25 protein-coding genes are annotated in these 25,347 nt (G+C 62.6%); 16 read left to right on the top strand and 9 right to left on the bottom strand.

Features of this window, described 5'->3' with window-relative positions:
• Positions 1-2: 2 nt before the first annotated feature.
• The 7 genes from BBI10_RS11050 to pstB all read left to right on the top strand — a co-directional run bounded on the left by BBI10_RS11050 (position 3) and on the right by pstB (position 7,515).
• The gene (locus BBI10_RS11050; RefSeq protein ID WP_065988543.1) at positions 3-2,060 is read left to right on the top strand and encodes a pyridoxamine 5'-phosphate oxidase family protein; all 2,058 of its coding nucleotides are present in this window, start codon (positions 3-5) and stop codon (positions 2,058-2,060) included.
• Between the two features lie 29 nt (positions 2,061-2,089).
• Positions 2,090-2,293: a hypothetical protein gene (locus BBI10_RS11045; RefSeq protein WP_065988542.1), complete on the top strand. Its 204-nt coding sequence runs from the start codon at positions 2,090-2,092 to the stop codon at positions 2,291-2,293.
• A 178-nt stretch (positions 2,294-2,471) separates the two neighbouring features.
• On the top strand, positions 2,472-3,362 hold the full coding sequence (gene bla / locus BBI10_RS11040) for a class A beta-lactamase (RefSeq protein WP_065988541.1): 891 nt from the start codon (positions 2,472-2,474) through the stop codon (positions 3,360-3,362).
• 413 nt (positions 3,363-3,775) lie between these two features.
• Positions 3,776-4,795, top strand: a complete 1,020-nt coding sequence (gene pstS, locus BBI10_RS11035) for a phosphate ABC transporter substrate-binding protein PstS (protein ID WP_065988540.1) — start codon at positions 3,776-3,778, stop codon at positions 4,793-4,795.
• Between the two features lie 70 nt (positions 4,796-4,865).
• Entirely contained in the window at positions 4,866-5,861 is a 996-nt protein-coding gene (pstC, locus tag BBI10_RS11030) for a phosphate ABC transporter permease subunit PstC (RefSeq protein WP_065988539.1), read from the top strand.
• The gene (gene pstA / locus BBI10_RS11025; protein ID WP_065988538.1) at positions 5,858-6,736 is read left to right on the top strand and encodes a phosphate ABC transporter permease PstA; all 879 of its coding nucleotides are present in this window, start codon (positions 5,858-5,860) and stop codon (positions 6,734-6,736) included. Before pstC ends, pstA begins: the two co-directional genes overlap by 4 nt.
• Entirely contained in the window at positions 6,736-7,515 is a 780-nt protein-coding gene (gene pstB / locus BBI10_RS11020) for a phosphate ABC transporter ATP-binding protein PstB (RefSeq protein ID WP_065988537.1), read from the top strand. The genes pstA and pstB overlap by 1 nt, the downstream gene beginning before the upstream one ends.
• Positions 7,516-7,804: 289 nt before the next feature.
• Here pstB and BBI10_RS11015 read toward each other — a convergent pair whose 3' ends face one another.
• A complete protein-coding gene (locus BBI10_RS11015) occupies positions 7,805-8,728 on the bottom strand; it encodes a LysR family transcriptional regulator (RefSeq protein ID WP_065988536.1) in 924 nt (307 codons plus the stop codon).
• A gap of 458 nt (positions 8,729-9,186) precedes the next feature.
• On the opposite strand from BBI10_RS11015, the gene BBI10_RS11010 reads away from it, so the two are divergent.
• Genes BBI10_RS11010 through BBI10_RS11000 form a run of 3 tightly spaced genes read left to right on the top strand, consistent with a single transcriptional unit; the run spans position 9,187 to position 12,056 of the window.
• Complete coding sequence (locus BBI10_RS11010) at positions 9,187-9,987, top strand: glucose 1-dehydrogenase (protein WP_065988535.1); 801 nt, start codon at positions 9,187-9,189, stop codon at positions 9,985-9,987.
• Positions 9,980-11,821 carry a glycoside hydrolase family 15 protein gene (locus tag BBI10_RS11005; RefSeq protein ID WP_141695158.1) on the top strand — a complete coding sequence of 614 codons (1,842 nt, stop codon included), beginning with the start codon at positions 9,980-9,982 and terminating at the stop codon, positions 11,819-11,821. Before BBI10_RS11010 ends, BBI10_RS11005 begins: the two co-directional genes overlap by 8 nt.
• Positions 11,822-11,846: 25 nt before the next feature.
• The gene (locus BBI10_RS11000; protein WP_065988534.1) at positions 11,847-12,056 is read left to right on the top strand and encodes a DUF2945 domain-containing protein; all 210 of its coding nucleotides are present in this window, start codon (positions 11,847-11,849) and stop codon (positions 12,054-12,056) included.
• Between the two features lie 94 nt (positions 12,057-12,150).
• Here BBI10_RS11000 and BBI10_RS10995 read toward each other — a convergent pair whose 3' ends face one another.
• The 5 genes from BBI10_RS10995 to BBI10_RS10975 all read right to left on the bottom strand — a co-directional run bounded on the left by BBI10_RS10995 (position 12,151) and on the right by BBI10_RS10975 (position 16,735).
• A complete protein-coding gene (locus BBI10_RS10995; protein WP_065988533.1) occupies positions 12,151-13,212 on the bottom strand; it encodes an SDR family oxidoreductase in 1,062 nt (353 codons plus the stop codon).
• Between the two features lie 123 nt (positions 13,213-13,335).
• Positions 13,336-13,818, bottom strand: a complete 483-nt coding sequence (locus BBI10_RS10990) for a DUF2938 family protein (RefSeq protein ID WP_065988532.1) — start codon at positions 13,816-13,818, stop codon at positions 13,336-13,338.
• Between the two features lie 342 nt (positions 13,819-14,160).
• Complete coding sequence (locus tag BBI10_RS10985; RefSeq protein WP_065988531.1) at positions 14,161-14,514, bottom strand: hypothetical protein; 354 nt, start codon at positions 14,512-14,514, stop codon at positions 14,161-14,163.
• Between the two features lie 499 nt (positions 14,515-15,013).
• Positions 15,014-15,532, bottom strand: coding sequence for a GNAT family N-acetyltransferase (locus tag BBI10_RS10980; protein WP_065988530.1), 519 nt, complete (start codon positions 15,530-15,532; stop codon positions 15,014-15,016).
• Positions 15,533-15,556: 24 nt separating this feature from the next.
• A complete protein-coding gene (locus BBI10_RS10975) occupies positions 15,557-16,735 on the bottom strand; it encodes a GGDEF domain-containing protein (protein ID WP_065988529.1) in 1,179 nt (392 codons plus the stop codon).
• Between the two features lie 253 nt (positions 16,736-16,988).
• Between BBI10_RS10975 and BBI10_RS10970 the strand changes: the two genes are divergently transcribed.
• Entirely contained in the window at positions 16,989-17,972 is a 984-nt protein-coding gene (locus BBI10_RS10970; protein ID WP_065988746.1) for a GlxA family transcriptional regulator, read from the top strand.
• Between the two features lie 126 nt (positions 17,973-18,098).
• Positions 18,099-18,572: a transcription elongation factor GreB gene (gene greB, locus BBI10_RS10965; protein WP_065988745.1), complete on the top strand. Its 474-nt coding sequence runs from the start codon at positions 18,099-18,101 to the stop codon at positions 18,570-18,572.
• A gap of 78 nt (positions 18,573-18,650) precedes the next feature.
• On the opposite strand, the gene BBI10_RS10960 is transcribed toward greB, so the two are convergent.
• Both BBI10_RS10960 and BBI10_RS10955 read right to left on the bottom strand, forming a co-directional pair.
• Complete coding sequence (locus tag BBI10_RS10960) at positions 18,651-21,164, bottom strand: ABC transporter permease (RefSeq protein WP_065988528.1); 2,514 nt, start codon at positions 21,162-21,164, stop codon at positions 18,651-18,653.
• The gene (locus BBI10_RS10955; RefSeq protein ID WP_065988527.1) at positions 21,164-21,847 is read right to left on the bottom strand and encodes an ABC transporter ATP-binding protein; all 684 of its coding nucleotides are present in this window, start codon (positions 21,845-21,847) and stop codon (positions 21,164-21,166) included. Before BBI10_RS10955 ends, BBI10_RS10960 begins: the two co-directional genes overlap by 1 nt.
• Positions 21,848-21,857: 10 nt before the next feature.
• Between BBI10_RS10955 and BBI10_RS10950 the strand changes: the two genes are divergently transcribed.
• The 4 genes from BBI10_RS10950 to BBI10_RS10935 all read left to right on the top strand — a co-directional run bounded on the left by BBI10_RS10950 (position 21,858) and on the right by BBI10_RS10935 (position 24,467).
• A complete protein-coding gene (locus BBI10_RS10950) occupies positions 21,858-22,463 on the top strand; it encodes an arylesterase (RefSeq protein WP_065988526.1) in 606 nt (201 codons plus the stop codon).
• A gap of 119 nt (positions 22,464-22,582) precedes the next feature.
• Positions 22,583-23,047, top strand: coding sequence for a thiol-disulfide oxidoreductase DCC family protein (locus tag BBI10_RS10945; RefSeq protein ID WP_065988525.1), 465 nt, complete (start codon positions 22,583-22,585; stop codon positions 23,045-23,047).
• A 71-nt stretch (positions 23,048-23,118) separates the two neighbouring features.
• Positions 23,119-23,415: a hypothetical protein gene (locus BBI10_RS10940; protein ID WP_065988524.1), complete on the top strand. Its 297-nt coding sequence runs from the start codon at positions 23,119-23,121 to the stop codon at positions 23,413-23,415.
• A gap of 83 nt (positions 23,416-23,498) precedes the next feature.
• Positions 23,499-24,467, top strand: coding sequence for a L,D-transpeptidase family protein (locus tag BBI10_RS10935; RefSeq protein WP_065988523.1), 969 nt, complete (start codon positions 23,499-23,501; stop codon positions 24,465-24,467).
• A gap of 77 nt (positions 24,468-24,544) precedes the next feature.
• Here BBI10_RS10935 and BBI10_RS10930 read toward each other — a convergent pair whose 3' ends face one another.
• Positions 24,545-24,796, bottom strand: coding sequence for an Lpp/OprI family alanine-zipper lipoprotein (locus BBI10_RS10930; protein WP_065988522.1), 252 nt, complete (start codon positions 24,794-24,796; stop codon positions 24,545-24,547).
• Positions 24,797-25,347: the final 551 nt, after the last annotated feature.

Raw genomic sequence — 25,347 nt, 5'->3', positions numbered from 1 at the left:
CCATGAACGAGATTCGCACTGAAACGGCATCGCCATGGCATTCCGGCGAGCGCGCTCTGCAGGCCAAAGTCGGCGTTGCAGAGCGCATGGAAACCTTGGGCAAGCGCGTCATTCGTGACTACATGCCCGATCAGCACCGTGAGTTTTACGAGCACCTGCCGTACCTGATCATTGGCGCCGTGGACCCTGAAGGCTGGCCGTGGGCAACCCTGCTGGACGCCCAGTCAGGGTTTATCCAATCCCCCGATGCCAGGCGTCTGGACATCAGCCGACGCCTCGATGCCGAAGACCCGGCCGGCGCCGGATTCGCGCCGGGGGCGGCGGTGGGCATGCTCGGTATCGACCTGCACACCCGCCGTCGCAATCGCCTCAACGGGCACATCAGTAAGGTGTGGGAAAACGGTTTTTCCGTGAGCGTCGAGCACTCGTATGGCAATTGTCCGCAGTACATTCAGCTGCGGGCATTGAAGCAGGTGCCGCTCAAAGCTGTGGCGGAGCGTCCCCCTGTGCAGCGATTGACCGCGCTGGATGACGCCGCCATCGCCACCATTCGTGGTGCTGACACGTTCTTCGTCGCCAGCTATGTCGACCTTGAAGGCGCGCAGCCCCATCGATCGGTGGACGTGTCCCACCGCGGCGGCCAGACCGGGTTCGTGCGGGTGGACGGCGATGTGCTGACCATTCCGGACTTCGCCGGCAACCTGTTTTTCAACACGCTGGGCAACTTCCAGCTCAATCCCAAGGCCGGTCTGCTGTTCGTTGATTTCCAGATCGGCGAGCTGTTGCAAGTGGCAGGCACTGTCACGCTGGTGCTCGAAGGGCCGGAAATCGCGGCGTTCCAGGGCGCCGAACGGCTCTGGCAGGTGCGTGTGGAACAGGTGCTGCGTCGGCCGGCGGCGTTGCGTTCACGCTGGGCCTTTCAGGGGTGGTCGCCGAACAGCCTGATGACCGGCGACTGGCAGCAACCCGCCGCCCGTTTGCAGGCCGATGCCCTGCGCGATCAATGGCGGCCCCTGCGGGTGACGCGGATCGAGGACGAAAGCGACGGCATCCGTTCGTTTTATTTCGAGCCAGCCGACGGCGCAGGGTTGCCCGCGTTCAAGGCCGGTCAGCACCTGCCGCTGCGCCTGGCGCTTGAAGGCCATACGCCGCCGGTAATTCGCACCTACAGCCTGTCCAGCGCGCCGTCCGACGGATTTTTCCGCATCAGCGTCAAGCGCGACGGGCTCGCCTCGGCGTATCTGCATGATCAGGTGAAGGTCGGCGATCTGCTTGAGGCGCGGGCACCCCAGGGCCGTTTCGTGGTGGACCCGCAAGAGCGCCGGCCGTTGGTGCTGCTGGGTGCGGGCATTGGCGTCACGCCCATGCTGTCGATGCTGCGAGAAGTCATCTACGAAGGCAAACGGGTGCGGGGAGGGCGGGCAACCTGGTTCATCCAGAGTGCCCGTCGTCTGGTCGACCTGGCGTTTCGCGAAGAAGTGGACACACTCATTGCGAAGGCCGGCGATCAGTTGACCGTGATCCGCGTGCTGAGCCAGCCGGAAACGTCGGCGCGTGTGGGTGAAGATTTTCACCTGACCGGCCGCATCGACCTCGGTCTGCTCAAGGCACTGCTGCCGTTCGACGATTTTGATTTCTATGTGTGCGGGCCGGCGGCATTTACCCAAGAGATCTACGACGGCCTGCGCGGCATGCACATTCGCGATGAGCGCATTCATGCCGAGACCTTCGGCCCGTCCAGCCTCAAGCGCAGCGGCGATTCCCAGGCGATCGCCTTTGAGCAACCGCCCGCTGCGACAGAAGCGGTGCCGGTGGTGTTCGAACGTTCTGCCAAGGAAGCACGCTGGCGGCCCGGCGGTGGCAGCTTGCTGGAACTGGCCGAGAGCCGCGGTCTGAACCCGGAATTCAGCTGCCGCGTTGGATCCTGTGGCACCTGCAAGACCCGGCTCGTCAGTGGCCAGGTGCATTACCCGGTCCCGCCCGCTGAAAGGCCGGCGGCGGACCACGTGCTGATCTGTTGCGCAGTCCCGGCTTCAGGGCCGTTGGTGCTCGATCTGTAACCACCCATGCGTGTGCGGGAGAGAAGGCGATGAACCCATGGCCAGCGATCGAGAACGATGAAACCCCGATGCCCTATCAGGCCACCGAGCAGGAGATTTCCTGGTTGTTGCCGCAGTCGCTGGCGTCCCTGGCCGGCGAGCTTGCAGAAAACCACGAGCCCATCGACAACCCGGCGACCCTGCGGCTGTTCATGTGGGTGCGGTCGGTGTCGGGACTCGACCGGCCGCGATAATGGCAACGGTAGGGAAAACAGGACGTTTGCGCTGCCAACGGTTGAAATGAAGCCGCGTCTGGTCGGATGATGTGCGCCGGTTTGCTCACCGTTCGCATCGGCTCACCGGCGACTCATCCCATCGGGGTGAGTGCCATGAGCCGTGCGGCGCTCGTTGCCCTTCACAAGGACGTTCATCTTGATCACCCGCAGAACCCTCATCGGCGCGTCGTTGCTGGCCGTGCCCACGTTGTTGAGCCTTTCCTCACTGGCTGCCGAGCGTCGCGCCGGGCCGTCTTCCGACCTGGCCATTGCGCAGCAACTTGCCGAACTCGAACGTCGCCACGGCGGCCGCCTGGGTGTCGCCATTCTGGACACCTCCAGCCAGCGCCTGATCAGCCATCGCGGCGATGAACGCTTTCCCCTGTGCAGCACCTTCAAATGCCTGGCCGCCGCCTGCGTGCTGGCGCGGGTCGACCAAAAGCACGAAGACCTGTCGCGGCGCATCGTCTATTCCGCCGAGCAACTGGTGGCGTATTCGCCGACCACCGAGCTGCATGCGGGCGGGCAGGGGCTGAGCGTGGGTTCGCTGTGCGAGGCGGCGATGACGCTGAGCGACAACACCGCGGCCAACCTGCTGCTCGACAGCGTGGGCGGTCCCGAAGGGTTGACCGCCTGGTTGCGGTCAATGGGGGACACGCAGACCCGCCTCGACCGCCGTGAGCCCGAACTGAATGAAAACCGGCCGGACGACCTGCGCGACACCACCACCCCCGTCGCCATGTTGCAGACACTGAACACGCTGGTGCTGGGTGAAAAGCTGACGCCGGCCTCGCGGGATCAGCTGACGGCGTGGCTGGTGAACAACCAGACCGGGGACAAGAAGCTGCGCGCCGGGGTCCCTGTCAGTTGGCGTGTGGGCGATAAAACCGGCTCCGGGGCCAACAATGCCAGCAACGACGTCGCCGTCATCTGGCCCGGCGAGCGGGGTCCCATGCTGGTCACGGCCTATTACACCTGTTCCAAGGCCAGCGGTGATCAGATCAACGCGCTGATGACAGACATCGGGCGACTTGCCGCAGCGATGTAAAGGCTGGCTTTCGAAGGGATTGGGACAGGCCGAAAAATCTCGATACACATTGCTTCGATGAATCGGCCGTGCGCAGCCTGCCGGTCGTCTCTGCCCACGCCCGATGACGGCGCTGGGCTGGTCTTAGGCCGGTCCTGCTGCGGCCGATGTTGCGCTCAATGGCCGAAAAACGCCTTTCTCTCACGCCGATATATGGCGCATTGATATTAAATTCCCTCCGCTAGACAACTTCAGCCTCGGCCAGCAAAACCGGGCACTTCAGATTTACGCGCTGTAAGAAATGGCTGACAGACGCCTCCGTTTTTGCGCGCGGTCTCAAGACTGTCATCAAACAGAAATGTTTCCGGTTTTAAATCTGCCTCGGGTCTTCAACTGTGACCACACACACAAAATTCTCTTGTTGAGGTATTGCCGTGATTCTGCTGACTAAAAAACGCCTGTCGCTTCTGATGGCTTCGATGTGCCTGTCGGGTATGGCACACGCCGTTGATGTGACTGGCGCTGGTTCGAGTTTCGTATTCCCGGTTATCTCCCAGTGGTCGCAGGACTACAGCAAAACTGCTGACAATCGCGTCAACTACCAGTCGATCGGTTCGGGTGGCGGTATCGCCCAGATCAAGGCTGCCACCGTTGACTTCGGCGCGTCCGACGCCCCGATGTCCGCGGAGGACCTCAAGGCCGGCGGTCTGGGTCAATTCCCAAGCGTGATCGGCGGTATCGTTCCGGTCGTCAACCTCGAAGGCGTGAAAGCCAACGACGTGAAATTGAGCGGGCAGGTCCTCGCCGACATCTTCCAGGGCAAAATCACCAAGTGGAACGACCCTGAGATCGTCAAACTGAACGAAGGCGTGAAACTGCCTGAAACCAACATCACCGTGGTTCACCGTTCGGACGGCTCGGGCACTTCCTTCAACTTCACCAGCTACCTGACCAAAGTCAGCGACGCATGGAAATCCGGTCCAGGCACCGGTTCCGCCGTTCAATGGCCAGTGGGCGTGGGCGGCAAGGGCAACGAAGGTGTGGCGGCTTACGTAAAACAGATCAAGGGCTCGATCGGTTACGTTGAATACTCCTACGCCACCAAGAGCGATATCGCTTTCACCCAACTGCAAAACTCGGCTGGCGAGTTCATCAAGCCTGACGCCAAAGCCTTTGCCGCAGCGGCCGACACCGCCGACTGGGCCAACGCCAAAGACTTCAACCTGATCATGACCAACGCGCCGGGCAAGACGGCATGGCCGATCACCGCGACCACCTGGATCATCATGTACAAGCAACCGAAGAACGCCGAGAAAAGCGCGGCTGCTTTCGACTTCTTCAAATGGTCCCTGGAAAAAGGTCAGAGCGCCGCTGAAAAACTGGAATACGTACCTCTGCCTGCATCGCTGGTCAGCAAGATCGAAGACTACTGGAAAACCGAGTTCACCAAGTAACTCGACGTAATCCGGCTTACCCCTGCCACCGAGCGCTCGATGGCAGGGTTTCCTTGCGAGTGGACCTACCATGACTGATAACACCCAATACATGTCCGCTGTGATTCCGGATGCAATATCCGAGAGCGAAAAACGCGCGGCCCGCGATCACCGACACGACGCCTGGTTTCGGCGCACGATGCTGGGAGCGGCTCTGTTGGTGCTGCTGTTGCTGGCGAGTATCGCCGGCTCGACACTCTGGGGCGGTGCCCTGGCATTCAAGACGTTTGGCTTCGAATTTCTTACCAGTACCGAATGGGACGTGGTCAACGGCAAGTTCGGCGCGTTGGTACCGATCTACGGCACGCTGGTCACCTCCTTTCTCGCCCTGCTGATCGCCGTTCCGGTGAGCTTCGGCATCGCGGTTTTTCTGACTGAAGTCGCACCGCCCTGGTTGCGCATGCCCATCGCTTCGGCGGTGGAGCTGCTGGCGGGCATTCCTTCGATCATCTACGGCATGTGGGGCCTGTTCGTGTTCGGCCCGTTCATGGCCCAGTACATGGCCCCTTGGATCAACGACAACCTTGGCGCGCTGCCGCTGATCGGCCCGGTGTTTCAAGGCCCGCCCCTGGGCATCGGCATGCTCACCGCCGGCATCGTGCTGGCGATCATGATTATCCCGTTCATCACCTCGGTCATGACCGAAGTGTTCCGCAGCGTGCCCATCGCCCTTAAAGAGTCGGCTTACGCCCTGGGCGGCACGACGTGGGAAGTGGTCTGGGACATCGTCCTGCCTTACACCCGCTCGGCGGTGGTCGGCGGTGTGTTCCTGGGTCTGGGCCGTGCGCTCGGTGAAACCATGGCGGTGACCTTCGTATTGGGTAACGCGCACCAGTTCTCCGCATCGCTGATGATGCCGAGCAGCTCGATTGCTTCGGTGATTGCCAACGAGTTCAGCGAGGCCTACACCGACCTGCACCGTTCTGCACTGATCGCCCTGGGCTTCCTGCTGTTCGTGGTTACCTTCATCGTGCTGGCGATCGCCCGTCTGATGCTCTCTCGTCTGTCGCGCAAGGAGGGTCTATGAGTAAGGCCGATAACGAAAACCTGTACCGCTCACGCGCCATCAAGAACAGGATCGCGATGGTCCTGAGTTGCGCCGCGACGGCCTTCGGCCTGTTGTGGCTGGTGTGGATTCTGCTGACCACGATCGTCAACGGATTCGAAGCGCTGAACCTGCGGCTGTTCACTGAAATGACCCCGCCACCGGGCTCGTCCGGCGGTCTGGCCAACGCCTTCTACGGCAGCATCCTGATGTCCGGCATCGGCCTGCTGATCGGCACGCCGATTGGTTTGATGGCCGGTATCTGGCTGGCAGAGTTTGCCCGCAACACCAAGCTGGGCAACGCGGTGCGCTTCATCAACGACATTCTGTTGTCGGCGCCGTCGATCGTGCTCGGTCTGTTCGTGTACACCGCGGTGATCCTGCCCCTCAGCGCCGTGACCAACCACCAGGTGGGTTTCTCCGCCATCGCCGGCGCTCTGGCCCTGGCTCTGCTGGTGATCCCGGTGGTGGTGCGCACCACCGACGAAATGCTTCAGCTGCAACCGTCGACCATGCGCGAAGCCGCATTGGCGCTCGGCGTGCCGCAATGGAAGCTGACGCTGCAGATCGTCCTGCGTGCCGCCAAGGCCGGCGTGGTGACCGGCATTCTGCTGGCGCTGGCGCGCATCACCGGCGAAACCGCGCCGCTGCTGTTCACCGCCTTCGGCAACCAGTTCTGGAGCAGTGACCTGCTCAAACCGATCGCAAGCGTGCCTGTGGTGATCTTCCAGTACGCGATGAGTCCGTTCGATGACTGGCACTCCCTGGCCTGGGCCGGCGCCTTGATTATGACCATGTTTGTGCTGGTACTGAGCCTCAGTTCCCGTCTTCTCCTTTTGCGCAATAGGGCGTCCTGATGAACAACCTTTCCCTCGCCGACGAAAAAACCAAAATCCAGGTACGCGGTCTCGATTTCTACTACGGCACTCAGCGTTCGCTGAAGTCGGTCGACATGATCATCCCCGAGAAGCGCATCACCGCGATCATCGGCCCGTCCGGCTGCGGCAAGTCCACGCTGCTGCGCGTGTTCAACCGCATTTACTCGATGTACCCGAAGCAGGAAGCCAAAGGCGAAGTGATGCTCAACGGTGAGAATATTCTCGCCCCGGGCTACTCGATGAACCGCCTGCGCAGCAATGTCGGGATGGTGTTCCAGAAGCCGGTGCCGTTCCCGATGTCGATCTACGACAACATCGCCTACGCGGTGCGTCACCACGAGAAACTGTCTCGTCGCGAGATGGAAGAGCGCGTCGAGCAGGCCCTGCGCGGCGCGGCGTTGTGGGATGAAGTGAAAGACAAGCTCAAGCAGAGCGCCCAGAGCCTGTCCGGTGGTCAGCAACAGCGCCTGTGCATCGCCCGCACTATCGCGCTGCGCCCGCAAGTGCTGCTGCTGGACGAACCGACTTCAGCCCTCGACCCGATCTCCACCGGTCGCATCGAACAGCTGATCACCGAGCTCAAAGAGCAGTTCACCGTGATCATCGTCACCCACAACATGCAACAGGCCGCGCGCTGCTCGGACTACACCGCGTTCATGTTCATGGGCGAACTGATCGAACACGGCGACACCGACACCATTTTCACCAAGCCATCCAAGACCCAGACCGAGGATTACATCACCGGTCGTTTTGGCTGATTGAGGGTATTGCTGGCGCTGTAAAAGGTTTTAGTGGGACCGGCTTTAGCCGGGAAGAGAATGGTGTGAACGCCATCATTTTGTGCTGTCACCGCTGACGCTTTCCCGGCTGAAGCCGGTCCCACTAAGTCACGCGCGCATCGTAGGACTGGCTTTAGCCGGGAAGGCGTCGGCCGCTACACCGGAAATTTGGTGGTGTATTAACCGGCGTCTTCCCGGCTGAAGCCGGTCCTACAGTTGATCGCGGGGTGTTTTGTGGGACCGGCTTTAGCCGGGAAGGGGTCAGGGGCTACCGCGCAGAGCTGGTAGCGCTTGAATCCCCCATGAACGCCTCCAGCCGCTTGCGCAGCCATCGTTCGGCGGGGTCGGTGTCCATGACGCTGAGCCAGACCATCGACAGCTCTAGATTCGGCGTCACGAACGGCAGCGGCTCACCGCGCAGACCGGTCCGGGCCATGGCACGGGTCAGGTGATCCGGCAAGTTGCACAGCAGATCCGTCCCCTCCATCAACGCCGGCAACGTGCTGTATTGCGGCACCGACAACACGGCGGTGCGCTTGCGCCCGATCGCCGCCAGCCACTCATCCGCAAAGCTTGAAATGTTCGCCACGTGTGAAACCACGACGTGTGGCCGGGTGCAGTATTCATCCAGGGTGATTGGCTCGGGCGAAGAATCGGCCCGCACCACCATCGGCCGCATGATGCGCAGCATTTTTCGCTTGGCATTGGCCGGCAGCTCACGGGTCAGGCAGACGCCGACGGTGATGTCGCCGGACATGAGCAGCTCCGAAACATTCCAGAAATTGACCTGCTTGATCACCAGCACGATGCCCGGCGCTTCTTCACGGATTGCTCGCAGCATCGGCGGCAGCAGGCTGTATTCGACGTCATCGGACAGCCCGATGCGGAAGGTCATGTCGCTGCTGGCCGGATCGAATTCCCGCGTGAGGCTCAGGGCCACGGACATCGCGTCCAGCGCCGGCGACAGGTGACTGATGATCTCGTTGGCCCGCGCCGTGGGTTCCATGCGGTGCCCGACGCGAATGAACAAGGGATCGTTGAACAGCGCACGCAGGCGGTTGAGGGCAGCGCTGATGGTGGGTTGGCCGAGGAACAGCTTCTCGGCGGCGCGGGTCACGTTACGCTCTTGCATCAAGGTCTCGAACACCACCATCAGGTTGATGTCGGCCTTGCGCAGCTCATTGCGATTCATACATCGTCCCCGTTACCCGACATTCGTCACCCTGCTGTAGAGGTCTGCGACAGATGGACGCAGTTTATGGAGCGCGGTCGTTCGGCGTCCAGCCTTCTTGGCTGAAGCCAGTCCTACCGGTGGATGCGTACGTTCAGTGGGCCCGGCTGGACCGCGAATTGTAGGACCGGCTTCAGCCGGGAACAGGCCAGTCCGGGCCCCCTCGATTGTGCGGCGTGATCACCGACGCCTTCCCGGCTAAAGCCAGTCCTACAGGTGTATGTGTGCTTTCAGTAGGACCGGCTTCAGCCGGGAAGAGGCCAGCGTGCGCATCCTCGATTTTGCGGCGTGACCGTCGAGGCCCTGTCTGCCAATACCGGCCGCTCCTGGGTTTTCGCCACGGGCGTACTCATCCCGATGAACTTCAGCAGAACCCCATGAGTCAGCATTAAAACGCTCACCATGAGGCTCCACATTCCATGCAGATTTCCTTGAAAGGCCAGGTCGCCCTTGTCACTGGCGCCAGTTCCGGACTGGGTGCTGGCGCGGCCAGAGGGCTCGCAGCGTCAGGCGCGGCAGTGGTCGTCAACTACCACTCGCAGCCCGAACCCGCGCAGAAGCTTGCGCAAGAAATCATCGACGCCGGCGGCCAGGCCATCGCCATAGGCGCCGACGTGTCCAACGAGCAGGACGTGGAGAAGCTGTTCGCCGAGACTCTCAAGGCGTTCGGCCGCCTGGACATCCTCGTCGCCAATTCCGGGCTGCAGAAGGATGCCGCCTTCGCCGACCTGACCCTCGAAGACTGGAACACCGTCATCAACGTTAACCTCACCGGCCAGTTCCTCTGCGCCCGCGCTGCGGTGCGCCAGTTCGCCAAACAGGACATCCGCCCCGAGGTGTCCCGCGCCCGGGGCAAGATCATCCACATGAGTTCGGTGCATCAGGTCATCCCCTGGGCCGGCCACGTCAACTACGCCGCATCTAAGGGCGGCGTCGATCTGTTGATGCGCAGCATTGCGCAAGAGGTCGGCGAGCAGCGCATCCGCGTCAACAGCGTTGCGCCCGGGGCGATTCGCACGGCCATCAACACCAAGGCCACCAGCGGCGACGCCGAGAAGAAACTGCTGGAGCTGATCCCCTACGGTCGCGTGGGCGAGGCCGATGATGTCGCCAATGCCGTTGTCTGGCTGGCGTCGGATGCGTCCGACTATGTGCATGGCACGACGCTGTTCATCGACGGTGGCATGAGCCTCTACCCGGAGTTCCGCAACAATGGCTGAACACTCTCCGATCCCCGATGAACAAGAGCCCCAGAACGCCATCGAAGACCACGGCATCATCGGCGACATGCGCAGCGCCGCGCTGGTGGCCGACACCGGCAGCATCGACTTCTGCTGCTGGCCCGATTTCGACAGCCCGAGTATTTTCACCGCGCTGCTGGACACCCCTGACGCAGGGATTTTCCAGCTGGCGCCGATCTTGCCGGATGCCCGTCGCCAGCAGCTGTATCTGCCGCAAACCAACGTGCTGATGACACGCTGGATCGCTAAGGACGCGGTCGTCGAGGTCACTGACCTGATGCCCATTGCGTCCGAAGTCGACAGCCTGCCGCGCCTGATCCGCCGCATTCATGTTCGTCATGGCCAGGCCGCGGTGCGCATGCTCTGCCGGGTGCGCCATGACTACAGCCGGGCTGACACCACCGCGCAGATGGACGGTGAGGACATTCGTTTTGAGGCCGAAGGCCAGCCTGCCATGCGTCTGGCGGCGACCACCGGATTGATGCTCGAAGGCCAGGCCGCAGTGGCAGAGTTCGAGATGAAGCAGGGCGATGTGGTCGAGTTCATGCTCGGCGGTGCCGACGATCCGCTGGTCAAAGCGACCAATTGCGATTGCGATCTCAAAAACACCGTCAACTACTGGCAGCACTGGAGCCGGCATTCCAACTACCGCGGTCGCTGGCGTGAAATGGTCAACCGCTCGGCCCTGGCGCTCAAGCTGCTGACCTCGCGCAAGCATGGCGGTATCGTCGCTGCGGCGACCTTCGGCCTGCCGGAAGAAGAGGGCGGCGAGCGCAACTGGGATTACCGCTACACCTGGATCCGCGACGCGTCGTTCACCGTCTACGCCTTCATGCGCCTGGGGTATACCGAGGAGGCCAACGCTTTCATGCACTGGGTCCGCGACCGCATGGGCGATTGCTGCGAGGACGCCAACAAGCTCGGCATTCTCTACGCCCTGGACGGCCGCGAAGAATTGCCCGAAGAAGAGCTGGATCACCTCAGCGGCTACGGCGGTGCGTCGCCGGTGCGCATCGGCAACGAGGCCTACAAGCAGACGCAACTGGACATCTATGGCGAGCTGCTTGACGCGGTGTACCTGGCCAACAAATACGGTGAGGCCATTTCCCACGAGGGCTGGAAGCACGTTACCCGGCTGGTGAACGAGTTGTGCGAAACCTGGAACAGCAAGGACGTCGGGATCTGGGAGATGCGTGGCGACGACCAGCATTTCCTGCATTCGCGGCTGATGTGCTGGGTCGCTCTGGACCGCGCGCTTCGCCTGTCGCTGAAACGTTCCCTGCCGGCACCCTTCGATCGCTGGGACAAGGCGCGCCAGGCCATCCATGACGACATCTGGGACAACTTCTGGGACGCCGACCTGGGCCATTTCGTCCAGCACAAGGGCAGCAAAAACCTCGACGCGTCGATGCTGCTGATGCCGCTGGTGCGCTTCGTCGGTGCCAGCGATCCCAAGTGGCTGAAGACCCTGGAGGCTATCGAGCGGACGCTGGTGCGCGACGGCATGGTGTTCCGTTATCGCAATGACGATGACCATCAGGACGGCCTTGAGGGTGAGGAAGGCGCGTTCGTGGCCTGTTCGTTCTGGTACGTCGAGTGCCTGGCCCGCGCCGGGCGGGTGGAGCAGGCGCATCTTGAGTTTGAACAACTGCTGCGCTACGCCAACCCGCTGGGTCTGTATGCCGAGGAGTTCGACGCCCACGGCCACCATCTGGGCAACACGCCGCAAGCCCTCAGCCACCTCGCGCTGATCAGTGCGGCGAGTTTTCTGGACCGCAAACTCGAAGGCAGCCAGACCCTCTGGCAGCCCTGACTTCCGGGATTAAAGGAGAAAATCGATGGCTCATGCATTCAAGGTCGGTGACCACGTGCGCTGGAATTCCGAAGCCGGGCACGTCGTCGGCAAAGTGACCAAGGTGCACACCAAGGAGGTGGAGTTCATGGGCCGTCATCGCCATGCCTCACCCGATGCGCCGCAGTACGAGGTCAGGAGTGACAAGACCGGCCACCTGGCGATGCACAAGGAGGACGCGCTGGAAAAGGCGTGAGCTTCGCTTCTTCGCTGTCGAGGGGATCCGGATACGAAAACGCAGCGATGATGGTCATCATCGCTGCGTTTTTTTGTGGCGGTGATCGGTGCCGTTACGGAATCAGGCGCTGTGCCCGCAACGTATCGAACACGTCAAAGAACGCCTGGTCGCTGGCTTGAAACGCGTTAAAGCCCAGGGCTCGGCTTTTCGACATGTCGGTCACCACTTCGATCGGGCGGCCGAGGTCGGCATCGGTGTGCCATGGCGAAATGAGGCGCGTGATGTCGGCTTCTTTCAGACCGTGAGTGCGGACCAGTTCGTCCCATGCGGCCTGATCGTTTGCCATCTGCTCTTCCAGTGGGGAAACCTTCTCCGGGAATTCGGCAGGGTGCACACCGAAGTACTCGGCGATCTGGCCCCACATCCACTTCCAGCGAAACACGTCGCCGTTGGTGATGTTAAACGCCTGGTCCGCCGCAGCGGGCGTGGTCGCCGCCCACAGTTGCTGTTTGGCCAGTTGCCGGGCGTCGGTCATGTCGGTGAGGCTGTCCCACTGCATGCGGGAGCCGGGGAACACGAACGGGCGGCCGGTCGCTTTGCAGATCGACGCATACACGGCGAGGGTGGTCGCCATGTTCATCGCATTGCCCACCGCGACGCCGGTGACGGTGTGCGGACGGTGCACGCTCCAGGTAAAGCCATCGCGTTTGGCGGCGGCAAAGACTTCATCTTCCTGAGCGTAGTAAAAGTTTTCGATGTCCAGCCGACCCTGGGACTCGCGGAACGGGGTCTGCGGCAGGGTGCCTTTGCCGTAGGCTTCGAACGGGCCAAGGTAATGCTTCAGTCCGGTGACCAGCGCGACATGTTTGACGCTCTTCGCCGGGCTCAGGGCGTCCAGCACGTTGCGCACCATGGCCGCGTTGACGCGAATGTTTTCGGCTTCGGTCGCCTGACGCGACCAGGTGGTGAGGAAGACGTGGCTCGGTTTGAGGTCCGCGAGGGCCTGCTTGACCGATGCCGGGTCTTGCAGATCCGCTGCGACGGGGATCACGCCCGGCGTTTGGGAGGGACGGCGGGAAAGGGCGGCCACCTGCCAACCGTTATCGAGCAACAGTTGAGTGGTTGCGCTGCCGACGATGCCGCTGGCGCCGACGACCAAGGCCGTTTGAGTCATGGGGGTCTCCTGATTGATCGAGTGGAACGGGCTTCATAATCATGCAGCCCTCAGGTTTCAGAACGGCAGCGGCGTCGATAGGTTCACCGCGATTGGCCGGGTGCGACCTCAAACCGCGCTTGATCACCCGACCAGTCGCGCCGCGCCATACATGCCGATGGCAAAGATTATGTGCCCGACCACGTTTTGCAGCCGCGCCACGGTCGGCTGCGGTGCCTTGTTGCAGGCGACCCCGACACCCATGCCGGGCTGCAGGATGAACCAGCCGGCGCCGACGGTGACCAGCCCGACGATCAGGGCCGGCAGGAAGGTCGGCCCATGCGCCCATTGCACGCCCCAGATGAATAACAGCGCGGCGGCGAACAGCACGCCGACGGTGTAATGCATGAACCAGCCAATTGCCAGTTCATTGGGGACGGGAGGGGAAGTACCGATGCCACCGCGGTGCACGAACTGTCCCTTGGGCATCCCGGCAAACCAGCGCCCGACGAGGTGCCAGGGCGGGGTCGGCAAACCCAGCACCGCTTTCAGCAACAACGCCCAGAGATCCAGCAGCGCGGTGCCGCCCATGCCGATGAGAATTGCCAGGTAAATGAATTCGAACATGTCCGTCCCTGCGTCGATGGGCGAGTGATGGGCGGACACGTTAGCAGTTTTGTCAGAGAAAGCGCGCCGGTTGACTGAACGCGACGCCTTGGTGGGACCGGCTTCAACCGGGAAGAGGCCCGCATGAACACGGCTGGGTTTGCGGTGTGACAGCGGCCGCCTTCCCGGCTAAAGCCGGTCCCACATTCAGGTTCGCAGCCAGTCCCATTGACTGCACGCAATTCCCTTGGTGGGACCGGCTTCAGCCGGGAAGAGGCCTGCATAAACACCGTGAGATTTGCAGTGTGACATCCGAGGCCTTGCCGGCTAATGCCGGTTCCACATTAACGGCCGCTCAAGCGCTTACCAGCGGTCATTGCCCGGACCGTGGTCAAAACCTCTGCGGTAACCGCCGTCGTAGTAGCCACGGGGCGGCGGTGGCGCGAAGCGACGATATTCGACTCGCTCACGCACTGGCACATAGACAACCTGCTGGTACTGCGGCTGATAACGCGGCGCGTAGCGCGGTTGCGGGCGGTAATCCTGATAGCGATCGTGGCGGTCGTGGCTGGACTGACTGATCACCGCGGCCAGTACGGCACCCACGGCGGCTCCGGCGATGACGGGCACAATCACGTTGCGTTCGCTGGCGGACGCCGCACCGGCGCTGGCGAGCAGACCGGACAGGATCAGGGCTTGGGTCATCTTGGACATCATGGTGTCTCCTTTGGCGAAAGAGTGGGTTCGCCATGGACGTATGAAACACCGGATCCGTGTAAACCCACGTCTAGGATCGGTAAAGGTTGCGTAAACCCGGGTCGAGCTCGAAACGACCCGTGGCGCAGGCCTGGGCCTCGGGTTTTGCCTCCCGACGCATACCATCCCTGCGCCGAACCCGCAAAAAACAACGACCGCCGATCAGCCAGCGGCCTTGCGGGCGAAACCTCCGGCGACAAGTTGAATCAACTGGTTACGTATGTGAGGGTGAGGGGAAGTAAGATGGTGACCGACGATCTCGTCCGGTGGAACAGCCACTGGCGGCTAAATGACCACACTGTGTTGTGCAGGACCTGCAAGGCCCGGCAGAGCGAAGCAGAACGGGAAGCGACGTTTGTGCATTTGCCGACGTGCGGCTATGCCCGCGAATCCGCGCACCCCTGGGATGAGCTCGACGCCAGTTGCGGACTGCAGACCTCTCACTGAACCTCGCCGCCCCTCACCGCGCCGCAACTGCTCTGAACATCAGGCTTGGGGCCTGGCCGGGCACGTCATCGAGCTCGCCGCAGCGTTGCATGCCGATTTTCTCCAGTACGCGGATCGATGCAGCGTGGGTCGGCCGCACGTAACCCAGCACCTCATCCAGCCTCAGCGTCGAGAATGCGTGCTCCAGCGCGGCCAGGCCCATCTCCGTGGCAAACCCCCGTCCCCACGCCTCAACGGCAAACCGATAGCCCAGATTGACCCGCTGCTCGCCCATAAAATCATGAAGCCCGATGCCGCCGAAGCCGATGATGTGTTCGGGAGCATCCTTGTGCGCAATCGCCCACCAGCCGAAGCCGTTGGCCTGCCAGTGCTCGATCCACCCCTCAAGCATGGCGGCTGCCTGGGCCTCATCAGTCATGGGCCCCGAAGGGTTGAACAGTTGAGTCTGCGGGTCGCTGTAGATGGCGAACAGGCGGGCAAGATCTTCAGGGTCAGGGGCGCGGTAGATCAGATGAGGGCTGCTCATGGGCATGGCCGGTGTTCCATCGGTGAGCCTTCACTGTGTTGGCAGCGGATCGCTGCCGTTGACGCTCTGATCTACCAGCTGAATGCGGTTGCGTCCACCCCGTTTCGATTCATACAAGGCCGCATCGCTGCGCTCGATCACCGCCGCCAGGTTGGGCGGCGGTTGGCTGAACAGGCTGGCGCCGATGCTCAACGTCACCGGCTGGGGCGTGGAAAAGGTTGCCGAGGCCGTCGCGTGAAAGGCCTCACGCAGCGTGCTCCCTACGGCCAGCAAGTGCTCGCTGGACGTGTCACTGAGCAACACCACGAATTCGTCACCGCCCAGGCGCGCTGCCAGCGACCCGTGGGGCAAGGCCGCACGGATGATGTCGCTGAGCGCGACCAGCAGCCGGTCGCCGGCGCTGTGGCCATAGAGGTCGTTGACCAGTTTGAAATTGTCGATGTCCATCAGCAGCAACGCTGCCGGCCGAGCCTGCGAGACACTTTCCAGCAGACGCTGCCCGCGCATTTCCAGCGCGCGGCGGTTGTACAGCGCCGTCAGCGGATCCCGCGCCGCCAGCCGGGCCATGCGTTTTTCCCGGCGATGACGCTCCGAGCCGGTCATCGACAGGGCGATCAGCATCACCGCCATCGTCCCTTCGACCAGCGAAATCTGGATGATCTCGCCACGAAAGGCCGCCAGATCGATCAGCGTGCCAGGCACCACCGCTGTGACCGCCTTGGAAAAATAGAACAGGCCGTGGACCAGCAGCACATAGCGCAACTGCACCGCGCCGACGCTCAGGGACTTGCCATGGGGGCGCAGCAGCCCGCTGGCCTTAACCATGAGCAGCGAGATCAACAGCGAGTTGGCGGCCAGCATCAGCTTTGACCACCACGGCTGGTCCGGCAGCAGCAACAGCCCGAGCCACACGACGAAGATCAGGTACCAGGCCTTGGACAGCCGGGCTTCGGTAAACCGCGCAACGCCCAGCAGGAAGAGCCAGTGTGCGGTGACCAGCAAGCCGTTGGCGAACCAGATGCCAATCACCAGAATGCCGCTGCTGCGCAGCAATGCCAGGGTGGAGCCCACCGAAATGGTGGCGAACCCTGCGCTCCAGAACAGCAACGAAGGCCCCCGCACCGTCTGCCATTCCACGGCCAGGTACAGCGCGGCCGCCGCAGCGAGGGCGATGGTGATCGTCAGCAGGGTGGTCGGGTCGAGCGCCATAAGCAGCCTGGTGGGTAAGGAGGGTGGTGGTTGGGCGAATGTCAGCCCTGGCAGGCTTTTTTTCGCAGGCGGATGTGTATCGGCCACCTCGACAAAACTTTAACGCCGGCGCCGTTCCGCTAGAATGGCGCAGACCCGGCCGTCGTTGATCAAGGAATTCTCCTTGGGGAGCGAACGGGTGCGACCATCGGCACCCCGGGCAGGACGCAAAAGCGAGGCGGCAGTGATCGAGCGGCGAGAATTCAGCGGGGGCATGAAGGGCAAGAATCTTCGCTACGTGGATGAGAACAAGCCTGCCCCCTCGGCCCAGACCCGAACCGGCTTCCTGCTGCTCGAACACTTCTCGTTGCCGGCTTTCACCCAGGCTCTGGACACATTCGTCACGGCCAACCTTCTGCGCCCCGAACTGTTCACCTCGCAGACATTCGGCTTGCACGAGTGCGAAGTGATCAGTGATCTGGGGCTCGTCATTCGGCCCGACGCGCGGCTCGACGTCTCGGCGCTGAAGGACCTCGACCTGCTGGTGGTCTGTGGCGGTTATCGCACCGGGCTAAAGGCCGATGAGCGACTGTCCCACCTGCTGACCACGGCTGCCGAGCATGGCATTACCCTCGCCGGGCTGTGGAATGGCGCCTGGTTCCTTGGCGCAGCGGGCCTGCTCGACGGCTACCGGTGCGCGATTCACCCCGAGCACCGCGCCGCCCTGGCGGAGATCTGCAAAGTCAGTGAGGTGACCAGCGAAGCCTTCGTCATCGACCGCGATCGCCTCACCGCCGCCAGCCCGGCGGGGGCGTTTCACATGGCGCTGGAATGGATCAAGACCCTGCACGACAAGGCCCTGATCGAAGGCATCGAGGACATTCTGTCTTTCGAGGAGTCGCGCTATCGGCGGATCAAGCAAAGCCGGCACATGACGGTCAGCGCACCGCTCAAGGAAGTGGTCAAGTTGATGGACGCCAACCTGGAAGAACCCTTGGAGCTTGAGCAACTGGCGGCGTACGCCGGGCGTTCGCGGCGACAGATCGAGCGGCTCTTTCAGGAGCAGTTGGGCACCACCCCGCAACGCTATTACCTGGAATTGCGCATCACCGAGGCCCGGCGCCTGCTGCAGCACACCGAGTTGACCCAGGTGGAGGTGCTGGTGGCCTGCGGGTTTGTCTCGCCGAGCCATTTCAGCAAATGCTACAGCGCCTACTTCGGCTATCGGCCCTCCAAAGAAAAGCGTCTGGTCAAATGAGCGCCGCCTTGATTTACCCGCCCGCCAGCCCAACCCTGTAGGCTTCGTTCTGACAAGGACAGGCAGGCACAGACCAGCACTGCCGGACCCAGGCCTGGCCGCACAGAGACAGCGTCAATGAGTGAAATCAGCACCAAAATAATCACCGTCGAGGGCCATGCCGCCCTCAAGAAAGAGCTCGACTACCTCTGGCGCGAGCACCGCCCTGACATCACGCAAAAAGTGGCGTGGGCCGCTTCCCTGGGGGATCGCAGCGAGAACGCCGATTATCAGTACAACAAGAAGCTGCTGCGCGAGATCGACCGGCGGGTGCGCTACCTGCGCAAACGTCTGGAAGACATGCGCGTGGTTGCCTATTCGCCGGAGCAGGAAGGCCGGGTGTTCTTCGGCGCGTGGGTCGAGGTCGAGGACGAGGAGGGCGAGAGCAAGCGTTTCCGCATCGTCGGTTATGACGAAATCTACGGCCGTATGGACTACATCTCCATCGATTCGCCCATGGCCCGGGCGCTGCTGAAGAAACAAGTCGACGATGAAGTCTCGGTGCCGGTTCCGTCCGGCAGCAAGCAATGGTGGATCACTAAAATCGAATACCTGAACTAGCCGCAGCGTTGCGCTGGCCGGTCTGGCTTCTCGAGCAGACGGTGGCGGGGGATTGCCGCCCACCGTCAGATCCTGCCCCTAACCCTCGCGCAGCACTTGCAGGGGACTGGCGTTCAACGCGCGCCGCGTGCCGAACACGCCTGCGCCGCCGACCAGCAAGGCGCCGATCAGTGGCAGCACCAGCAGCCAGACGTGGGGGTGCCACTGCAGGTTGAAGGCATAGCGGTAGAGGGCAAAGCTCACCAGTTCACAGCCAATCGCCGCCAGCACACCGCTGACCGCCCCGAGCAGACCGAACTCGATGCGCCGGGCCTTGATCAGCAACGCGCGGTTGGCGCCCAGCGCCCGCAGCAGAGCGCCCTGTCGAATCCGCTCATCGAGCGTCGCCTGCAAGCCGGAGAACAGCACCGCCATCCCCGCCGCCAGCACGAACAGCAGCACGTACTGCACCGCCATCGTCACCTGATCGAGAATGCTGCGCAGCTGCTCCAGCAACGCTTCCACCTGCAGGATCGTCACGGCCGGGAAGGCCCGGGACAGCTCGACGATCTGCTGATCATTGCCCGGCGCCAGATAGAAACTGGTCAGGTACGTGGCCGGCACGTCCTTGAGGGTGCCGGGCTGGAAGATCATGAAGAAGTTGGGCTGAAAGGTGTCCCAGTTGATGTCGCGCAGGCTGGTGACCTTGACCTCGCGGGTCAGACCGCCGATCACGAAACCGAGGGTGTCACCCAGTTTCATGTTCAGGCTGTTGGCCAGTTTGGTTTCCACCGACACGCCGGGGACCACGCCCTCCGCAGGCGGCTGATCGCTCGCCCACCACTGGCCGGCGGTGATGCTGTTGCCTTCCGGCATCGTGGCCGCCCACGTCAGGTTGAGGTCGCGCTGGGTGGCGTTTTCGCCACGGGAGTCCTTGGTGACGAACTTGCTCACCGGCTCGCCATTGATGGTCATCAAGCGCCCTGGAATCATCGGGTACAGCGGCGCGCTGTGGGTCGACAGACGCCCCATGCGTTCAGCGAAATTATCCTTGTCGTTGGGCAGGATATTCAGCGCGAAGTAGTTCGGCGCATCCTTGGGCAGCTGGTTCTGCCAGGTGTCGAGCAGCTCGCCGCGCAGCAGCGCAATCAGTCCCATCGACAGCAGAATCAGCCCGAACGCCAGGGACTGGCCGGCGGCGGCCATGGGGTGGCGCAACAGCTGACCCAGACCCAGGCGCCACGGCAGCGAGGCCCCGGCCAGCAAGCGGCGCAGGCTTTTCAGGGCCAGCAGCAATACACCGCCGAGCATCAGCGCCGCGATCAGACCGCCGCCGAGCAGGGCGAACGTCAGCACCAGGTCCAGACTCAAGCGCCACATGATCAGGCCCAGCGCGAACAGCGCCGCGCCATAGACCAGCCACGTGCTGGCCGGGATCGGCAGCATGTCCCGACGCAATACCCGCAGCGGTGGCACGCGACCCAACGCTGCCAGCGGCGGCAGTGCAAAGCCGGCCAGGGCGACGAGCCCGGTGCCGATACCGGCGACTGCCGGCAGCCAGCCACCCGGAGGCACGGCGGCGGGCAGCAGGCTCTCCAGCAGATGAAACAGGCCCAGTTGGGCAAACCAGCCGAGCAGGGCGCCTGCCGCACTGGCCGCAACGCCGAGCATCGCCAGCTGCAAACCGAACAGCACCAGTGCTTCATTGCGCGACAGGCCCAGGCAACGCAGCAGCGCACTGGCATCGAAACGCCGTGCCGCGAAACGCGCCGCCGACAAGGCCACCGCCACGCCGGCCAGCAGCACCGCGACCAGACTGGCCATGTTCAGGTAACGCTCGGCCTTGCCCAGCGCGCCGCCGATCTGTTGATTGCCATCACGGGCGTCGTCGATTTTCTGATTCGGCGCCAACCCGGGTTCGACGGCCTTGCGGTAAGCCGCGAGGTCCTGGGGCGTGCCGCGCCACAGATCTCGATAACTGACGCGGCTGCCGGGCTGCACGACCTTGGTGGCCTCAAGGTCGGCCATGTTGATCATCACCCGGGGCGTCAGGCTGTAGAAGTTGCCGGCGCGGTCGGGCTCGTAGGTCAGCACCCGGGTCAGCTTCAAGGTCTTGGAACCGACGTCGATGCTGTCGCCCACTTTCAAGTTGAGCGCCACCAGGATCCGCGCTTCCGCCCAGGCTTCGCCGGCTTGGGGCTCACCACCAACGGTTTCCGCTTCGTAGGGGGCAGGCGCGCTTTTCAACTCGCCGCGCAACGGGTACGCCCCATCGACGGCCTTGACGCTGGCCAGCTGGATGCCGTTATCGGTGGCCACCACGCTGGAGAAAATCACGATCTGCGAGTGATCCAGCTTCAGCGCGTTGCCGGCATTGATCTGCGCAGGTGTCGCCGGCGTGGAGCCGCCGAGGATCAGGTCAGCACCGAGAAACTCCGTCGCTCGCAGCAGCATGGCGCTGTTGAGGCGTGCGCCGAAATAACCGATGGCGGTGCTGGCGGCAACCGCCACCACCAGTGCGAAGAACAGCACGCGCAGCTCGCCGGCGCGGGCATCGCGCATGAGCTGGCGCGCCGCGAGGCTGAGCAGGCGTGAGAAAGGCAGGCGTGCCATCAAGGCTCCATTGGGGCGACCAGTCGGCCACCCTCCAGACGGATCAGGCGCCGGCAACGGTGGGCCAGGCGCTCATCGTGGGTGACCAGCACCAGCGTCGTGTTGCGCTCCTGGTTCAGCTCGAACAGCAGATCGCTGATGCGCTCGCCGGTGTGGCTGTCCAGGTTGCCGGTGGGCTCATCGGCGAACAGCACGTCCGGGTCGGCGGCAAATGCACGGGCGATTGCGACCCGTTGCTGCTCGCCGCCCGACAGCTGCCGTGGTGTGTGGGTCAGGCGCTGACCCAGGCCGACCCGCTCCAGCAGATGCCGGGCCTGATCGCGGGCGTCTTTGCGGCCCTCAAGCTCCATGGGCAGCATGACGTTTTCCAGCGCGTTCAGGCTGTCGAGCAACTGGAAGGACTGGAAGACAAAGCCCACGTGTTCGGCGCGAACCCGGGCGCGCTGATCTTCATCCAGCTCGCTGAGGTTGCGACCGGAGAGGACGACGGAACCGGCGCTGGGCAGGTCGAGACCGGCCAGCAGGCCGAGGAGGGTGGATTTGCCCGAGCCCGACGCGCCGACGATGGCCAGCGTGTCGCCCTTGTTTAGTTCCAGGGAGAGTTCGTGCAGGATGGTCAAGTCACCTTCGGTGCTTGGGACCACTTTGCTGAGGTTCCGAGCACTGAGAATACTTTCGCTCATGGAGAATCCGATGCGTGCGTGGTTTTTAAGTGCTGGCCTGGGTTTGCTGCTGGTATCACAAGGCGCGATGGCAGGCACGGTGCTGATCGTTGGCGATAGTATCAGCGCGGCTTTCGGCCTGGATACCCGGTTGGGTTGGGTCAGTCTGCTGGAACAGCGTCTGGCGAAGGAAGGCTTCAAGGAAAAAGTGGTCAATGCGTCGGTCAGCGGCGACACCAGCGCAGGAAGCCAGGCGCGGCTGCCGTCGCTGCTTGCCGAGCACAAACCGGATCTGGTGATCCTCGAACTGGGCGGTAATGACGGCCTGCGCGGGCAACCGCCGGCGCAATTGCAACAAAACCTTACCGACATGGTTGAGCAGTCCAAGGCGGCGGGGGCCAAGGTGCTCTTGCTGGGCATGAAAATCCCGCCCAACTACGGTGAACGCTACACCACGGCCTTCGCGGCGGTGTACCCGAAAGTCGCTGAGGAGACCAATGTGCCTCTGGTGCCGTTCATGCTGGAAGGGGTTGGCGGCCGGCCTGACATGACCCAGCAAGACGGCATTCACCCCAATGTTCCGGCTCAGCCGTACTTGCTGGATAACGTCTGGCCGGTCCTTAAACCCTTGCTTTAGTCGCGGCTGCAGACATCAGGCGTTCGGCGATGGGGTCAAACATCGGGTGCGAGGGACCGCTCATTGCCAGCACGAAGGTTTGCGCCTATGGTGGCCCAAACCTATACAGGACCCAAAAGATGTACAAGAAAGAGCCGTGGCCACTCACGCTGTACTTCGACGGTGACTGCCCGCTTTGCGCGCGGGAGATCAAACTCCTGCGTTCCCACGCTTGCGCGAACGCGGAGGCAGGCGCAGACGCAACAACCGCGCGACTGCTGTTCGTCGACATGAGCGAAGAGGGCTTTGATGCACCGGCTCTTGGATTCACCCATGAGCAGATGCAGTCTGTTTTGCATGCCCGTTTCGACGATGGTACCTGGGTCACGGGCCTGGATGCGACGCTCTGGAGCTGGCGTGCAGCCGGGCTTGGCGCCTGGGCTGCGCCACTGTCATGGCGGCCGTTGAGACCCCTGTTGAACCTCGGTTATCGGCTGTTCTGCCGCTTTCGTCCCCAGCTGGCGTGGTTACCTCATCCGGATGGCAGCCGCCGATGCCGCGACGGCAGTTGTACGGTTTCCAAGCCCTCAGACCAAAACCGCTGATTTAAAGGCCTGCAGGCCTTTTCCGGACGGGGGCTTTCGGCTAATGTGGCGCCCCCGCTCTGGAGCCCCCAATGCCGCGCCGTCCTGCCTGGTCCCTTTATGCCTATCAACTGATCGAGCCTGACGAACAGCTCGACCTGTTCGCGTGCCAGGAAATCCTTGTGCATCTGGTCGCTCGCCAGCTCGAACTGGCAGGCTCCGCCGACCGCACGTTGTGCGGCACCTTGTTGCCGGCGCAGCCGCGCTGGTCGGAAGTGCAGCAGACGGTTTATCAGGACGAGCGCCTGTGCCCGCTGTGCCGGGCGATCATCGACGCGCAACGGCGCGGCTGGCACCCGATCTGGCCGGAACTGGAAGCCGGCGTTTAAGGCCACGCGAACACTCCCGGACGCGCAGAGGTGCGTGTACAATCGCGCACAATCAAGCCTTCCGTTTACCAAGGATTCTCCGGATGTTGTCGCGCATTCCAGCTTTCGCCCGCTGTCTGTCGCTCGCTGCGCTGTGCGCGGCCGGCCCCGTCTCCGCCCTGGAGTTTCCGTTGCCGCCGCCCGGTGAGGACATCATCGGCCAGGTGCAGACCGTGACCGCCAAGTACGAAGACACTTTCGCCGACCTGGCCACGCGCTACGACCTGGGTTACCTGGAAATGATCGCCGCCAACCCGGGCGTCGATGCCTGGCTGCCGGGCGCAGGCACCCAGGTGGTGCTGCCGACGCGTTTTATCCTGCCGCCGGGTCCGCGGGAAGGCATCGTCATCAACCTCGCCGAGTACCGTTTGTACTACTACCCGAAAGGCCGGAACGTGGTGTACACCTTCCCGCTGGGTATCGGTCGCGAAGGCTGGGGTTCGCCGGTCTCCACCACCAAGGTCACCGCCAAAACACCCAATCCGACCTGGACGCCGCCGGCGTCGGTCAAGGCCGAGCACGCCGCCGACGGCGATATCCTGCCCAACGTGGTCCCGGCCGGCCCGGACAACCCCCTGGGCCCGTTCAAATTCGGCCTCGGGCTGCCGGGCTACCTGATCCATGGCTCGAACAAGAAGTTCGGCATCGGCATGCGCACCAGTCACGGCTGCTTCCGCATGTACAACAACAACGTGCTGGAAATGGCGGACATGGTCCCGGTGGGCACCACCGTGCGCATCATGAGCGAGCCGTACAAGTTCGGCGTCAGCGGCGGCAAGGTTTACCTCGAAGCGCACACACCGCTGGACGAAAGCGGCAAGCCGTCGGTGGTCGACAAGCACACCGCCGTGATCAACGCACTGCTCAAGCGTGAAGACCTGGCCAACAGCCTGCGGATCAATTGGGACGAAGTGCGGGACGTGGTGGCTGCCGAAGACGGCATGCCGGTCGAAATTGCCGTGCCGACCACGCCGGCCCCCGTGGTGGGCGACGCGCCGATGACGCTGCAGTAACGCTGCGACGCCAAACGCCGGGCAATAAAAAAGCCGACCCGTTAAGGGGTCGGCTTATCAATAATCCCGAGGGATTATTACTTGCGGCTAGCCTTGTCCAACATACGCAGAGCGCGCTCGTTGGCTTCGTCAGCAGTTTGCTGAGCTTTTTGAGCAGCAGCCATAGCTTCATCAGCCTTGCGGTAGGCTTCATCGGCACGGGCTTGCGAACGAGCGGCTGCGTCTTCAGTTGCAGTCAGACGAGCTTCGGTTTCTTTGGATGCGCTGCTGCAACCGGTAGCCAGAACTGCGGCCAGGGCCAGAGCAGAGAATTTCAGAACGTTGTTCATCGTGTTCCCCTTAAAGGACTTCTATCAAATTAGTCATCTCTCGAGAGTGAGAAAATGACCGGCGTACATCTTACTCATTGTTTGTAGTAAGTAAACGGACCGCGCGCAACATCTGCAGAAAATTCTTGGGTTTGAACGGGTTCCGTCGAACTCCTCACGCTTTTTCTTCGCACGCAGAAAGCCCCAGGGCGCAGGTGTCTGTCAGGTGACTCCGGCCCAGGCGATTTCCCACTACCATCCACGTATCGGCGACCATTTTTATATAGTCGATTATCGTGACAGGCGCACCCTTGAGAGCCGTTTAAATGGCCCTCAAGTGACTTGAGTCCGGGCATGGCGTCTCAATGGACATTCGTCGGCGATAACAGGTTCCATGGGGCATGCAGTCAGATGCGCGGCAACGCAATTAACAGTTGATTCACTTGAGCGCATTCGCTCGGGGCGCCTATATTCGCCTGTGCTCAAATTGTTTGAGAACAGCGATGCTCTTCGCGGTGTCCAAACGGCACAGGGTGGCGCAGTCAGCTCTATTGCAGAAGGCCCTATTGCAG

The sequence above is a fragment of the Pseudomonas graminis genome (assembly GCF_001705435.1).
In the GTDB taxonomy this organism is placed as follows: Bacteria; Pseudomonadota; Gammaproteobacteria; order Pseudomonadales; family Pseudomonadaceae; genus Aquipseudomonas; species Aquipseudomonas graminis_B.
Note: the sequence above shows the minus strand (reverse complement) of the source record. Positions and strands in the feature narration are given on the sequence as shown.